We start from the raw sequence: 13536 nt of genomic DNA on the forward strand, positions 1-13536 counted from the left end.
CCGTTGCCACCGCCTGCGCCCGTAGCTTTTCTCCATAACGTCACATCTGGAGAACAGCATGAGCATTCAATTTCTTGGCATGATCGGCCACCGTCTCGCTTCCGAGATCATTCCGGCCAGCGGCCCATTATTCGATAAAGATTACATCGCCCGTTTCGCCCGCGCCCACGAAGAGGCCGGGTTTGACCGCATCCTGGTGGGCTACTGGTCCGATCAACCTGACGGCTTTCTGGTTACCGCCCACGCCGCCGCGCACACCCGCACCCTGAAATTCCTGCTGGCGCACCGGCCTGGCTTTGTGGCGCCCACGCTGGCGGCTCGCAAACTCGCATCACTCGATCATCTGACCGATGGCCGCCTGGCGGTGCATATCATCAGCGGCGGCAGCGACAGCGAGCAGCGTCGCGACGGCGATTTCCTCAATAAAACCGAACGCTATGCGCGCACCGATGAATTTCTGACGGTGCTGAAGCAGAGCCTCGAATCCACGCAGCCTTACGATCATCACGGCCATTTTTACCAGTCCGAGCAGGCATTCTCTGCCATTAAGCCGGTGCAGAAAAAGTTGCCGATCTATTTCGGGGGGTCATCAGCGGAGGCAATCGAGGTGGCCGCACGCCATGCCGATGTGTTCGCGTTATGGGGCGAACCGCTGAAAGGGGCAGAAGAAACCGTACGTAGCGTGCGGGCCGCCGCCGCGCAACAGGGGCGGGAGATCGACTTCAATATCTCCTTCCGTCCGATCCTCGGTAAAACCGAGAAAGAAGCCTGGGAGCGCGCGGAATATATTCGTGCCACGGCGGAAAAACAGCTGGCGGAAACCGGCTACACCTTTGGCCTGCCGAAGCCGCAAAGCGTCGGCGCGCAACGGCTGCTGGCCGCCGCGAATGAAGGGGATCGCCTGGATAAGGTGCTGTGGACCGGCGTCGCCAAACTGGTGCAGGGCGGCTACAACTCCACCGCGCTGGTAGGGACGCCGGAACAGGTGTCCGACGCCCTGCTCGACTACTATCGCCTCGGCATTCACAACGTACTGATTCGCGGCTTCGATCCGCTCAATGATGCGGTGGAATATGGGCGCGAACTGATCCCGCTGACGCGGGAAAAAGTGGCAGCGCTTGATGCCACCGAGAAAAGGAGCGCCTGATGCGCCTGGCTGCCCTCTTTGCCGGACTCACCCTGGCGTTAACGCTGCATCCGTTGTTTGCGGCGGAGAAGGTCACTCTGCGACTTGGCGATGTGAAAGGTGACCGTTTTGCCGCGCTGAAAGCCTCTGGCGAGCTGAACAACCTGCCCTACGACCTCAAGCTCACCGCCTTTGACTCCGGCGCGCCGGTACAGGAGGCGCTGAACGCCGGTGCGCTGGATGTCGGCTTTACCGGCGATCTGCCGTTCCTGTTTGTCTATGCCGCTGGCGCGCCGGTAAAAGCGGTGGGTGCCTGGCAGAACAACCCGGACAGCATCGCGCTGTTAACCCGCCCCAATGCCGGGGTTCACAGCCTGCGGGATCTGAAAGGTAAGCAGATTGCGGTGAATCGGGGTGGCTGGGGTCATTACCTGCTTCTCGGCCTGCTGGAGCGCGCGGGCCTGAAACCCAGCGATGTGACTTTTCGCTTCCTTGGCCCGGTGGATGGCCGCGCCGCCTTAACCTCCGGTGCCGTAGCGGCCTGGGCGCCGTGGGAACCCTATATCGCCACCTCGACGGCGGTGGATGGCACGGTGCGCGTCCCCGACGGGGGCGGCAAAGGCATTATGTCTGGCTACTCCTATGCGCTGGCGCGCGATGAAGCGCTGAACGACCCGGAAAAACGCAAAGCGATTGCTGATTTGCTGGTGCGTTTAGCCAAAGCGCAGATCTGGGCGCAGCACCATCCCGAGGAGTTCGCCCGCGTGCTGGGTCAGACCCTGAATATGCCAACCAGCATTACCGCCAGCTGGATTGCCGATGCCGGTATTCGTCCGCTGGTGTTTGATAGCCGCCTGATTGGCACGCTGCAAAAATCAGCCGACTTCTTCCATCGCTATCAGGTGCTGCCCAAACCGGTGGATGTCAGCAAAGCCTTTGATTTCAGTCTGGCGGCCGGTGCTAACCAGGTGGCGAAAAATGCCGGAGAGGATAAATCATGAGTGATTATCAGCATCATCGTTTACGCACCTTTGTTGCCAGTCTGGCGCAGCTGCTTGACAGCCAGCCGGATGAACAAACCATTCTGCAACGCGGCAGCGCGTGGCTGGGCGAGTTAATCCGCCATGATGACTGGCTGGATGAGGCCTTTACCCAGCCGCATCCGCAGCATTATCAACAATATTTGCTGTATGCCGACGCGCACCAGCGCTTTTCGGTGGTGAGTTTTGTCTGGGGACCGGGTCAGCAGACGCCGATTCACGATCATCGCGTCTGGGGATTGATCGGGATGCTGCGCGGCGCAGAAATTTCGCAATCCTGGCAGCCGGGACCGCAGGGGTTACAACCGGAGGGCCAGCCGGTGCGGCTGGAACCCGGCAGCGTGGAAGCCGTATCGCCGACGGTGGGCGACATCCATCGCGTCAGCAATGCATTCGACGATCGCGTCTCGATCAGCATCCACGTCTATGGCGCCAATATCGGCGCGGTGCAGCGTGCGGTGTATCGCGAAGATGGCAGCGAAAAGGTGTTTATCTCCGGCTACAGCAACCGCTATCTACCAAACATTTGGGATCTTTCACATGACTAAACCGGTTTTCCCGTTGCGCCAGACGGCCGACATTCTAAGCGCGCTGCGTCAGCAGCAGGAAGTGGCGTTGATCGACGTGCGCGATGAGGCGCTGTATGCCAGCGGCCATCCGCTGTTTGCGGTGAATATTCCCTTATCCAAACTGGAGCTGGAGCTGCTGGATCGTAATCCGCGGCGCGACACCGCCATCACCCTGTACGACAACGGCACCGCACTGGCGCAGACGGCGGCCGAACGCATTGCCGCGCTTGGCTACACCGACGTAGCGCTACTGGCGGGGGATCTCTCGGGCTGGCAGGCGGCCGGTGGCGAGCTGTTTATCGATGTCAATTCACCGAGCAAAGCCTTTGGCGAGCTGGTGGAGCATCATAACCACACGCCGTCGCTGTCAGCTGATGAAGTGTATGCGCTGCTGCGCGAGGATGCCGATGTGGTGGTGCTGGATGCACGCCGCTTTGATGAGTACCAGACCATGAGCATCCCGCACGCCACCAGCGTGCCGGGCGGGGAACTGGTGCTGCGGGTACGCGATCTCGCCCCTTCGCCGGAAACCACGGTGATCGTCAACTGTGCAGGCCGTACGCGCAGCATTATCGGCACCCAGTCGCTGGTGAATGCCGGGGTTCGCAACCCGGTGTTTGCACTGCGCAATGGCACCATCGGCTGGACGCTGGCCGGGCATCAGCTGGATAAAGGCCAGGATCGTCGGTACGGCGCGGCGAGTGAAACCGCGCAACGTCAGGCGGCCGCGAAAGCCCGTGAACTGGCGGATCGTGCCGGTGCAGAGCGCGTTTCCCTCGCCACGTTGCAAAGCTGGCAGCAGCAACCGCGTACGACCTATTTATTCGATGTGCGCGATGCGGAAGAGTACGCTGCCGGCCATGTGCCGGGCAGCCGGCATGTGCCAGGTGGGCAGCTGGTGCAGGAAACCGATCACTACGCCAGCGTGCGCGGTGCGCGCATCGTGCTGATTGATAACGATGGCGTGCGCGCCAATATGGCCGCCTCCTGGCTGGCGCAGCTCGGCTGGCAGGTGGCGGTGCTGGAGGGATTGCAGGCGCAGGATTTCAGCGCCAGCGGCAACTGGCAGGCACAGGTGCCAGCGGTGGCGGCGCCCGAGCTGGTCACGCCGCAGCAGCTTGCCAGCTGGCTGGAGGAGGGACAAACCCAGGTGCTGGATTTCACCACCCGCGCCAATCATCTCAACAGCCATATTCCCGGCGCCGCCTGGCTGTTGCGCTCAACCCTGCAACAACAGGGCAAAGCCCTGCTGCCCGAAGCACGCCGTTATGTGCTGACCTGCGGCAGCAGTCTGCTGGCGGGTTATGCGGTGGAACAGGTCGCTGCGCTGAGCGGCAAACCGGTTTATGTGCTGGCGGGCGGCAATGCAGCCTGGCGTGCCGCAGGATTGCCAACGGAACAGGGTGAGCAGCATCTGCTGTCGCCAGCGATCGATCGCTATCGCCGTCCTTATGAAGGCACCGATATCGAACCGGCGGTGATGCAGGCTTATCTGGACTGGGAATATGGTCTGGTGGCGCAGCTGGATCGCGACGGCACGCACGGTTTCCGCGTGCTGCCGCCGCAGGCGGTCGCTGTCTGAATGACAACGACCTGATGCAGGTTGACCCTGTCGCAGGGTCAGCCTGATTTATTTAATTTCAGTGACAAAGTTTTCGCGGCTGCGGCGGACTTTCTTCAGATTGACCAGCCAGTCACCTTCCGTAGCACGGTAGCCCAGCGGCAGGATAATCACGCTGCGTAATCCCTTTGATTTCAGGTCGAGGATCTCATCCACCGCTGCCGGGTCAAACCCTTCCATCGGCGTCGCATCCACTTCTTCAAAGGCGGCGGCAATCAGGGCACTGCCCAGACCGATATATGCCTGACGCGCAGCAGCATGGTAATTCGCCTCGGTTCCGCGCTCGCCAACGATGCCCAGCAGCATCTGACGGTAATTCTCCCAGCCCTCGTTACGGAAGCCACGGACCTCATTGGTCAGATCGAACATCATATTCACGCGCTCTGCGGTGATGTCGTCCCAGGCCGCAAACACCAGCAGGTGCGAACAATCCGTCACCTGTGCCTGATCCCAGGCCACAGCACGAATTTTGGCGCGAATCTCATCATTGGTGATGACCATCAGCTCAAAAGGCTGCAAGCCGCTGGTGGTTGGCGTCAGACGTACGGCTTCGATAATGCGTTCCAGTTTCTCTTCTGGCACAACTTTGCTGGCATCAAATTTCTTAGTCGCGTAGCGCCAGGCAAGCCTTTCATTAACAGTCGTCAAAATCTCTTCCTTATGGTCGGGGAGGAAGCAGGCACCGTTATCGGCCATCCGGCAACGATTACCTGCAAAGCGGTTGAAATCTTATCAGCACCCTTTCCTTTCGCTTAAAGCAGAATGAGCTATGCCGCAGGCTTTCCATCTCCGGGGAAATCATATTGTGTCTGTTTAATGATCCTGCGCCCGTCCGCGATTAACGTACCCGTGACCGCCATTATCGTGCGTAGGGGGGCATCTGGGGCGCATTCCGCTGCGGTGCCGGGGGCATCATGACAAAAAAATCCATCAGAGACGGATGGGCGTATCAGTTTATTCAGGGGATTGTGGCGCGTTAAAACAGGAAGACGTTCAAAGAATGAATGTGACAGGAAACAGATGATTGGTGGAGATAAGCGGGATCGAACCGCTGACCTCTTGCATGCCATGCAAGCGCTCTCCCAGCTGAGCTATACCCCCACATCTGGAATCATTTTTTCAGTACCAAACCCCTGGGAAGAAGTTTGGTGGAGCTAAGCGGGATCGAACCGCTGACCTCTTGCATGCCATGCAAGCGCTCTCCCAGCTGAGCTATAGCCCCGTACCGAAAAAACCGCCGAGTAATCTCGACGGACGGCATAATATGAAACCCATTCCTGGGTGTCAACGTCAAATTTCCGTTCTGTGTTCAATCGCTGAAAAAGGCGGCAAACCCGCGTCATGCTGGCTTTTTTTTCAGCGTCCTGGCGGCATTTTCTGACATTGCTTATGCATTTCCTCATTGTTCTGCGGCAGAAAATGTCACACGACGGGTTAACCACGCGTTAACAGATGTCGTGAGGACGCTTGTTTTTTGTTAATAGCCGGTGTAAAACTTCGCACGCTAATTAACCGATCAACGACCCGAAATTGCACGCTTTTGATCGGCCAGCATTCACCCGCTTTAGTTACTAATAAGAAATGTGAGTTTATGTCGCTGCATACACCTAAAGAGATCGCCCAACTGGCGATTCAGTCTGGCGTGGTTAAAAGCCGGGCATCTGTTTCAACCTTATTGATCCTCGGCTTTATGGCGGGTGCGTTTATCGCTACCGGCTTTCTGCTTGATCTCCATGTGATTAACCAACTGCCTGCCGAATGGGGTTCCTTCGGTGCGCTGCTGGGAGCTGCCGTGTTCCCGGTGGGCCTGATTCTGACGGTGCTGGCGGGCGGCGAGCTGCTGACCGGCAACATGATGGTCATGCCCGTCGCCTGGTTCGCGCGCCGTATCAGCGGTTTCAGCGTGCTGCGCAACTGGTTTTGGGTCACCCTCGCTAACTTTATCGGCAGCCTCGCCGTGGCCTGGTTCTTTGGTCATATGCTCGGTATGACGGAAGGCGACTACCTGAAGAAAACCGTGGCAATCGCTACTGCCAAGGTACATGCCGATTTCCTGCATGCCTTTATCTCCGGCATTGGTTGCAACTGGCTGGTCTGTCTGGCGGTGTGGCTAGCGTTCGCCAGTAAAGATGTGGTGGGCAAGATCCTCGGCATGTGGTTCCCGGTAATGGCTTTTGTGGCCATCGGATTCCAGCACGTAGTGGCGAACATGTTTATCGTACCCGCAGCCATTTTTGCCGGCCAGCTAAGCTGGGCGGAGTATCTGCCGAATTTTGTCGCGGTATTTTTGGGGAATGGTGTCGGCGGTGCTATTTTTGTCGGTCTGACCTACTTTATCGCCTTCCGCCCGGCACCCGAAGCGGCGACCGACGCATCCTAATCGATTGATGCCTTTCGGATTAATTGGAAGGCATTTTCATTCGTGATTACTTTTTCCTGTTAAGTTTTGTTGTAAGATGTACCGCTAATGTATTTAACAGGGAAAGCGTCGTGAAAAAGGAATGGCTAACACCCGAAGAACTCGCGCTGGAAACGGGCTACAGTCGACAAACCGTCAATAAATGGATCAAACGCGAAAACTGGACAACCACGCCAAAACCGGGTGTGCAGGGCGGTAAGGCACGGCTGATCCATATTGATGAACGCGTTAAAAGCTTTATCCAATCCACCCGCCATGCGAATGAACCGGCAGCTAATTACGGTGCTCAGCAAAATACGTTACCTGCGTTATTAATAAATTCTATCCAGCAAATGACCGTTGCCGAACAGGAGCAACTGGTGGCACTGCTGTTGCGCGAAGGGATCAAAGGCATCTTGTTACGCCTCGGCATTCAGGACAAATAAAAAAGCCGGGAGCAGCTGCTTCCGGCTTTTTTTATGCATAACGTCAATTACGCCTGCGCTTCACGCTCTGCAATAAAGGCCAGCGCTTTTTCGATACGTGCGACGCTGCGGCTGCGACCAATCGCCTGCACCGTTACATCCAGCGCGGGTGACTGCCCGGCACCGGTCACCGCCACGCGCAGCGGCATACCGACTTTACCCATACCGAGTTCCAGCTCATCGGCCGCGCCCTGAATGGCATGATGCACATTCTCCGCCGTCCAGTCGCTGTCGCTGATGGCGGCCAGCTTGTCACGCACCACTTCCAGCGGCTGACGCGCCACCGGACGTAGGTGTTTCTTCGCCGCATCCGCATCAAAGTCAGCAAAGTCTTCATAGAAGTAGCGGCAGGAAGCCGCGATTTCCACCAGCGTTTTGCAACGCTCGCCCAGCAGCGTCACCAGCTTCGCCAGTTCCGGGCCGGTGCGGGTATCAATTTTCTGCTGTTCGATGTGCCATTGCAGGTGCGTTGCCACATATTCCGGCGGCAGCGTATTAATGTAGTGATGGTTCAGCCATTGCAGTTTTTCGGTGTTGAAGGCGCTGGCTGACTTGCTTACCGCATCGAGGGTAAACAACTCGGTCATCTCCGCCACGCTGAAAATCTCCTGATCGCCGTGCGACCAGCCCAAACGGACCAGATAGTTGAGCAGCGCTTCCGGCAGATAGCCGTCATCACGGTACTGCATCACCCCTACCGCACCATGACGTTTAGAAAGCTTTTTACCGTCATCGCCAAGGATCATCGACACATGGGCGTAGGTCGGGACTTCTGCGCCAATCGCTTTCAGGATGTTGATCTGACGCGGGGTGTTGTTGATATGGTCTTCGCCACGAATTACGTGAGTGATCCCCATATCCCAGTCATCCACCACCACACAGAAGTTGTAGGTGGGTGAACCGTCAGTACGACGAATGATCAGGTCATCCAGTTCCTGATTGCTGAATTCAATCGGACCACGAATCTGGTCGTCAAAAATCACCGAACCATCCTGCGGGTTGCGGAAACGCACCACGCAAGGTTCGTCTGCGGCATGATGTTCATGGCTGTCACGGCAATGACCGTCGTAACGCGGTTTCTCACCTTTCGCCATCTGATCTTCACGCAACGCTTCCAGACGTTCTTTCGAGCAGTAACATTTATAGGCGGTGCCGGCTTCCAGCATTTCGTCAATCACCGCGTTGTAGCGATCAAAGCGTTTGGTCTGGTAGTACGGGCCTTCATTCCAGTCGAGGCTCAGCCAGTTCATGCCATCCATAATGGCTTCGATGGCTTCCGGTGTGGATCGCTCCAGATCGGTATCTTCGATACGCAGAACAAATTCGCCCTTGTTATGACGAGCATAAAGCCAGGAGTAAAGAGCAGTACGAGCACCGCCCACATGCAGGTAGCCAGTGGGGCTGGGTGCGAAGCGAGTTTTGATTTTCATTCAGCATTGCCTTAAATGCGCGGGTTCATTGTCTGGATGACAAAAAACAGGTTAACGCGAAAAACAGTGCGCATATTCTAGCAGCTGGCAATGATTCCTCAATGATTGTCGCGGCGGGGGAGCCGATAGATAGTGGTTTTTCTGCTAATAAAACCAGCACATTGGCTAAAAGCGCTTCAGGATGTTTAATTTTAAAGCGAACGCACATTTATGTTTTAAAAACCGTTGACTCACTTCGAAGGATCCCTATAATGCGACTCCACACAGCGGGGGTGATTAGCTCAGTTGGTAGAGCATCTCCCTTACAAGGAGGGGGTCGGCGGTTCGAACCCGTCATCACCCACCACTCTTAAGGTGGCCCGCAGTGAGCAAGAGATAAGATATGGGTGATTAGCTCAGTTGGTAGAGCATCTCCCTTACAAGGAGGGGGTCGGCGGTTCGAGCCCGTCATCACCCACCATATCTTAGTCAGATGACACTCTTGTTAAGCAGTACCGAAGTGGGTGATTAGCTCAGTTGGTAGAGCATCTCCCTTACAAGGAGGGGGTCGGCGGTTCGAGCCCGTCATCACCCACCACTTCGGGTCGTTAGCTCAGTTGGTAGAGCAGTTGACTTTTAATCAATTGGTCGCAGGTTCGAATCCTGCACGACCCACCAATGTAGAAAGGCGCCCTAAAGGCGCCTTTTTGCTATGCGTTAAAAAGTGCAGGATGAGAACCTGCGCAGGTTCGACTGAATCGCCGGGAGCGATTCAGGCTGATGCGCCAGCATCACCCGCAGGGCGAGGCCCCGGACGGGCCGAGGCATATCCTGCACGACCCACCAATGTAGAAAGGCGCCCTAAAGGCGCCTTTTTGCTATGCGCATTTTCCTGCCGTACCCTTTTCACAACCTTAACACTCTGGCCTCTCAAGCCTTTTTCTCCCCTTGCCGATAACGACTGTGAACTATTGCAAGGAGAAAACTATGTCTACCATTTCCAGTGTGTCCAGCAGCATCAGCAGCGCAAGCAGCGGTGGCGGTTCAACATCTCAAATCGCCAGCCTGAATAAACAAATCCAAAGCCTCACCAAACAAATCAAAGATCTGTCCAGCGATGATTCACTTACGGATGAACAAAAATCTGAAGAGGAGCAGATGCTGCAATCACAGATTCAGATGATTGAAGCGCAGATCGCGCAAATTGAGCAGCAGCAGGCCGAGAAAGCGCAACAGCAGCAAAAGCAGGAAACCACCACAGCGGCGAAAGCCGATGGTATCAACCGTCCGACCGATCAGAACCAAATCGACGTATACGTTTAAAACGCCGGCTTCAGTGAGCGTTGTTGCGTCAGCAGGGTTGCCTGCTGACGTACTTCCTGCCAGATCGCTTCCGCTGCGGGTGTCAGGGAACGGTTTCTGCGTTTAATCAGTATCAGACTGCGGTTAATTTCCGGATAGAGCCGCCGCACCATCAGTTTCCGCCCGGAGGGCAACGGCAACGCCAGCGCCGGTAAGATACTGATGCCGATCCCCGCTTCAACCATCGGATAGAGCGTGGCCGGGTGACCAATCTCCTGTACCACATTCACCCCGACGCCCTGCTGTTGCAGAGCCGCATCAATCAATACGCGACTTCCCGATGCATAATCCTGCAAAACCATGGTGCGACCGGTCAGCATCGTCCACTGCGGCTGGGCCACCTGCGCCAGAACATCATCTTCGCGGCACAGCAACAAAAAAGGTTCATCCATAATCGGCTGGTAATCGAAATCGTTGTCGCTCAGCGGCCCGATGATCAGGCCGAAATCCACCTCAGCGTTGCGCACGCTTTGCAGCACCCATTGCTGAGCGCGATCGTGCAAAATCACCCGGATATCGGGATAGCGCTGCTGGCTGCTGGCCAGACATTGCGGCATCAGATGGGCCGAAGGCGTTTGACTGGCCGCCACCCGCACCGTGCCGCTGCGCTGTTCACCATAGCTGCGCACATCCAGCACCGTGGTGTTCAGCTCTTCCAGCAGACGTTCCAGCCGCGACGCCAGCTGCTGCCCGGCTTCGGTCAGCATCACTTCACGGGTGGTACGATCCAGTAGCCGCACCCCCATTTCCGCCTCCAGCTCTTTGATGCTGTGGCTCACCGCCGACTGACTTAGCCCAATCACCTGCCCGGCCTGGCTGAAGCTGCCATACTTTGCTACAGCAACAAAGGTGCGTAGCTGACGTAAGCTGTAATTCATCGATATTACTCATAGATTGATGCAATAAATCAATTTTATTTCTAAACCCAGCTGGCGCACAATCAGCAACATCAATTTTTTAATTAACCGGATTGTAACAATGGGATTTTTACGACTCGACCCGATGATGGTCAAACTCATCATCACCGTGCTGCTGGCCAGCTTCCTCCCGGCCAAAGGCGGGTTTGTCGATTTCTTCGAATGGCTCACCACCGCCGCCATCGCCCTGCTGTTCTTTATGCATGGCGCCAAGTTGTCGCGCGAGAAAATCATCGCCGGTAGCAGCCACTGGAAACTGCATCTGTGGATCATGTGCAGTACCTTTGTGCTGTTCCCGATTCTCGGCCTGCTGCTGGTGTGGTGGCATCCGGTCAATGTCAGCACCGAAATCTATACCGGCTTTCTTTATCTGTGCATCCTGCCGGCGACCGTACAGTCGGCGATTGCCTTTACCTCAATGGCGGGCGGCAACGTGGCCGCTGCGGTTTGTAGCGCCTCGGCATCCAGCCTGCTCGGGGTATTTATCTCCCCGCTGCTGGTCAATCTGGTGATGAATGTACACAGCGATGCGCCGAGCAATGGCCTGGAGCAGATTGGTAAAATCATGCTGCAACTGCTGGTGCCGTTTGTTCTCGGCCACATTTCACGACGCTGGATCGGTGGCTGGGTGGAGAAACATCGCAGCCTGATTGGTAAAACCGACCAGACATCAATTCTGCTGGTTGTCTACTCCGCCTTCAGCGAAGCGGTGGTCAACGGTATCTGGCATCGCGTGGGTGTGGATACCCTGCTGTGGATTCTGGCGGGCAGCATTCTGCTGTTGATGGTAGCCCTGGCGATTAATCTCGGCGCTTCACGCCTGTTTGGTTTCAAACGTGCCGATGAAATCGTGGTGTTATTCTGCGGTTCGAAAAAGAGCCTGGCGAATGGGGTGCCGATGGCGAATATCCTGTTCCCGGCCAGCGCCGTGGGGATTATCGTGTTGCCGCTGATGATCTTCCACCAGGTACAGTTGATGGTCTGTTCGTTCATCGCTCAACGCTATAAAGCCAGTAATGAGAAACGTCTGGCGGAGCAGGCGCAACAACCGGCGGAAGCGCAGAAGTCCTGACGTCAGGGCTGTAACGATAATAAGGCACGCGGCCCGCGTGCCTTTTTTTATGTGTTAACGTGTTAATTAATAATTTCCGCAGCGTCTGAAAAATCATTTTCATATTAATTTCATAAAACCCTCATTCTGTTCTCCCACGAGAAGAAACGCCCCCCATGTATAATCCGTCTGCTTATAGAAAATAAAACAGCTATATCCGCCATTATCAAACAAGGAGTAAATATGTTACCAGCCATAGGACAAGGCAATCTAAGCCCGGCGGGCGCCGTAGCCTCAACGTCAAATCCAGACCCGGAGAATCAATTACCTTCCGGAATCGAACACCTCAGCAATAGAACGGAGAGCATTCAAAGCAATGAACAAAGCAAACTTTCCGCTGTTGCTAATGTTCAGGTTGAAGGAAAACTAACGCAAGAGACCTTCACCCTATTTGTACGGACGCTCATTATTGAATTCACAGCCTATAAATATATGGCTGAGAAATATATCCCGCTATTATTAGCACCCGCTGAGGTTGGTCAGTGCCATGCCTCCAGTCCGATGATAGTGGGAGATTCCGACGGCAGCGTGGCACGAATCATCGCTGCTGGCATCGTAGCCGGAAAAATAGAAATTACCCAGCAAGGGGTAATGTTACTGGCAGAGGTTCTTAACTATGAAGTTGCTGCAATTAAAAGCGGATGGCTGACTGATTACCAGGGCAATATTGATGTACAACAGAAACTCGAGGCGTTAACTCAACATCTCAGCTATCACCAATCAGATCGCCCGCTTATTTTTCTTGGTGATATCGTTCATGATCGATTCTCAAACAATAAAGATATTACCAGGGAAGTGACGGAGAATCTCCGCAATGTGGGTGCTGAATTCGTTATTGGTAACCATGATAGCGCAAGATTTTATATGGCTGGTGCCCTTTCTGACTGTGATGGCGGAACTTATGCTAAAAACTCATGGGCAAAAGCTGAAAATCCGGCTGAATATGACAGATGGAAAGAACACGAAAACAAGGTTTATAAGGCCGTGTACTTTGACAAAAATAGCAATACGCTCTGCATTCATAACGGCATAGCCGAATATCATGATCAGGAAACGGGTGAAGCAGGATTAATTACGGCTTTTGGCCCGTTAAAAATGCCAAAAGATAGCGACTCACTTATCGCCGCCATTGAAAAACAATATGAGGATTACAAAACATCAGAAGCCAGACCCAGCAGCGAAACGGAATGTCGTATAACAGAAAAAAAATATATTAATAAGCAAACAGGCGCAAAATTTCAGGCAGGAATGACTGATTTCCGACCTTCCGATGACGAGATCTCTCGGGTTGCGGCAAGGTTCGAAATAACAATTATCCATGGGCACAATGGTTATACATTTAAACCTAAAGTTTCTAAACTCACTCATGCACCGGTAATAAATCTCAATTCCCGCAGTATTGGCTATGGCGTCTCAAATGAAAACTCATTAAGGGCTACGGGGATGCTACCCGCGGCGGTTTTCATGGGTCGGTGATAACGTAACGCTCTCCCTAAGC

12 protein-coding genes, 6 tRNA genes and 1 other RNA gene are annotated in these 13536 nt (G+C 55.0%); 14 read left to right on the top strand and 5 right to left on the bottom strand.

Features of this window, described 5'->3' with window-relative positions:
• The first annotated feature begins 58 nt into the window (after nt 1–58).
• The 4 genes from AC6I8V_RS14420 to AC6I8V_RS14435 are packed head-to-tail and all read left to right on the top strand — an operon-like array spanning nt 59 to nt 4317.
• Nucleotides 59–1147, top strand: coding sequence for an LLM class flavin-dependent oxidoreductase (locus AC6I8V_RS14420; protein WP_497842943.1), 1089 nt, complete (start codon nt 59–61; stop codon nt 1145–1147).
• On the top strand, nt 1147–2127 hold the full coding sequence (locus tag AC6I8V_RS14425) for an ABC transporter substrate-binding protein (protein WP_497842944.1): 981 nt from the start codon (nt 1147–1149) through the stop codon (nt 2125–2127). The genes AC6I8V_RS14420 and AC6I8V_RS14425 overlap by 1 nt, the downstream gene beginning before the upstream one ends.
• Complete coding sequence (locus tag AC6I8V_RS14430; RefSeq protein ID WP_497842945.1) at nt 2124–2714, top strand: cysteine dioxygenase family protein; 591 nt, start codon at nt 2124–2126, stop codon at nt 2712–2714. Before AC6I8V_RS14425 ends, AC6I8V_RS14430 begins: the two co-directional genes overlap by 4 nt.
• Complete coding sequence (locus tag AC6I8V_RS14435; RefSeq protein ID WP_497842946.1) at nt 2707–4317, top strand: rhodanese homology domain-containing protein; 1611 nt, start codon at nt 2707–2709, stop codon at nt 4315–4317. Before AC6I8V_RS14430 ends, AC6I8V_RS14435 begins: the two co-directional genes overlap by 8 nt.
• A 48-nt stretch (nt 4318–4365) precedes the next feature.
• Here AC6I8V_RS14435 and AC6I8V_RS14440 read toward each other — a convergent pair whose 3' ends face one another.
• The 3 genes from AC6I8V_RS14440 to AC6I8V_RS14450 all read right to left on the bottom strand — a co-directional run bounded on the left by AC6I8V_RS14440 (nt 4366) and on the right by AC6I8V_RS14450 (nt 5578).
• Entirely contained in the window at nt 4366–5004 is a 639-nt protein-coding gene (locus AC6I8V_RS14440; protein ID WP_497842947.1) for an NAD(P)H-dependent oxidoreductase, read from the bottom strand.
• A gap of 377 nt (nt 5005–5381) precedes the next feature.
• Nucleotides 5382–5457 (bottom strand) — tRNA-Ala (locus tag AC6I8V_RS14445).
• A gap of 45 nt (nt 5458–5502) precedes the next feature.
• Nucleotides 5503–5578 (bottom strand) — tRNA-Ala (locus AC6I8V_RS14450).
• Nucleotides 5579–5947: 369 nt separating this feature from the next.
• On the opposite strand from AC6I8V_RS14450, the gene AC6I8V_RS14455 reads away from it, so the two are divergent.
• Together AC6I8V_RS14455 and AC6I8V_RS14460 are read left to right on the top strand one after the other, a co-directional pair.
• On the top strand, nt 5948–6736 hold the full coding sequence (locus AC6I8V_RS14455) for a formate/nitrite transporter family protein (protein WP_497842948.1): 789 nt from the start codon (nt 5948–5950) through the stop codon (nt 6734–6736).
• A gap of 110 nt (nt 6737–6846) precedes the next feature.
• Nucleotides 6847–7200: a YfeC-like transcriptional regulator gene (locus AC6I8V_RS14460; RefSeq protein WP_497842949.1), complete on the top strand. Its 354-nt coding sequence runs from the start codon at nt 6847–6849 to the stop codon at nt 7198–7200.
• A gap of 47 nt (nt 7201–7247) precedes the next feature.
• Here AC6I8V_RS14460 and gltX read toward each other — a convergent pair whose 3' ends face one another.
• Nucleotides 7248–8669 carry a glutamate--tRNA ligase gene (gene gltX / locus AC6I8V_RS14465; protein WP_497842950.1) on the bottom strand — a complete coding sequence of 474 codons (1422 nt, stop codon included), beginning with the start codon at nt 8667–8669 and terminating at the stop codon, nt 7248–7250.
• A 270-nt stretch (nt 8670–8939) separates the two neighbouring features.
• Between gltX and AC6I8V_RS14470 the strand changes: the two genes are divergently transcribed.
• The 6 genes from AC6I8V_RS14470 to AC6I8V_RS14495 all read left to right on the top strand — a co-directional run bounded on the left by AC6I8V_RS14470 (nt 8940) and on the right by AC6I8V_RS14495 (nt 9971).
• Nucleotides 8940–9015 (top strand) — tRNA-Val (locus AC6I8V_RS14470).
• A 38-nt stretch (nt 9016–9053) separates the two neighbouring features.
• Nucleotides 9054–9129, top strand: a tRNA-Val gene (locus AC6I8V_RS14475).
• Between the two features lie 41 nt (nt 9130–9170).
• Nucleotides 9171–9246: transfer RNA gene (locus AC6I8V_RS14480), tRNA-Val, on the top strand.
• Nucleotides 9247–9250: 4 nt separating this feature from the next.
• A tRNA-Lys gene (locus AC6I8V_RS14485) sits at nt 9251–9326 on the top strand.
• A gap of 32 nt (nt 9327–9358) precedes the next feature.
• Nucleotides 9359–9494: non-coding RNA, RtT sRNA (locus AC6I8V_RS14490), on the top strand.
• Nucleotides 9495–9635: 141 nt separating this feature from the next.
• Nucleotides 9636–9971, top strand: a complete 336-nt coding sequence (locus AC6I8V_RS14495; RefSeq protein ID WP_497842951.1) for a FlxA-like family protein — start codon at nt 9636–9638, stop codon at nt 9969–9971.
• Here AC6I8V_RS14495 and AC6I8V_RS14500 read toward each other — a convergent pair.
• On the bottom strand, nt 9968–10888 hold the full coding sequence (locus tag AC6I8V_RS14500) for a LysR family transcriptional regulator (protein ID WP_497842952.1): 921 nt from the start codon (nt 10886–10888) through the stop codon (nt 9968–9970). The two genes, AC6I8V_RS14495 and AC6I8V_RS14500, sit on opposite strands and share 4 nt — an antisense overlap.
• Nucleotides 10889–10988: 100 nt before the next feature.
• Between AC6I8V_RS14500 and AC6I8V_RS14505 the strand changes: the two genes are divergently transcribed.
• Together AC6I8V_RS14505 and AC6I8V_RS14510 are read left to right on the top strand one after the other, a co-directional pair.
• Nucleotides 10989–11999, top strand: a complete 1011-nt coding sequence (locus AC6I8V_RS14505; RefSeq protein ID WP_497842953.1) for a bile acid:sodium symporter family protein — start codon at nt 10989–10991, stop codon at nt 11997–11999.
• A gap of 222 nt (nt 12000–12221) precedes the next feature.
• Complete coding sequence (locus tag AC6I8V_RS14510; RefSeq protein WP_497842954.1) at nt 12222–13514, top strand: DUF4049 domain-containing protein; 1293 nt, start codon at nt 12222–12224, stop codon at nt 13512–13514.
• Nucleotides 13515–13536: the final 22 nt, after the last annotated feature.

The sequence above is a fragment of the Pantoea sp. X-Soil-TKNS-1207 genome (genome assembly GCF_059730485.1).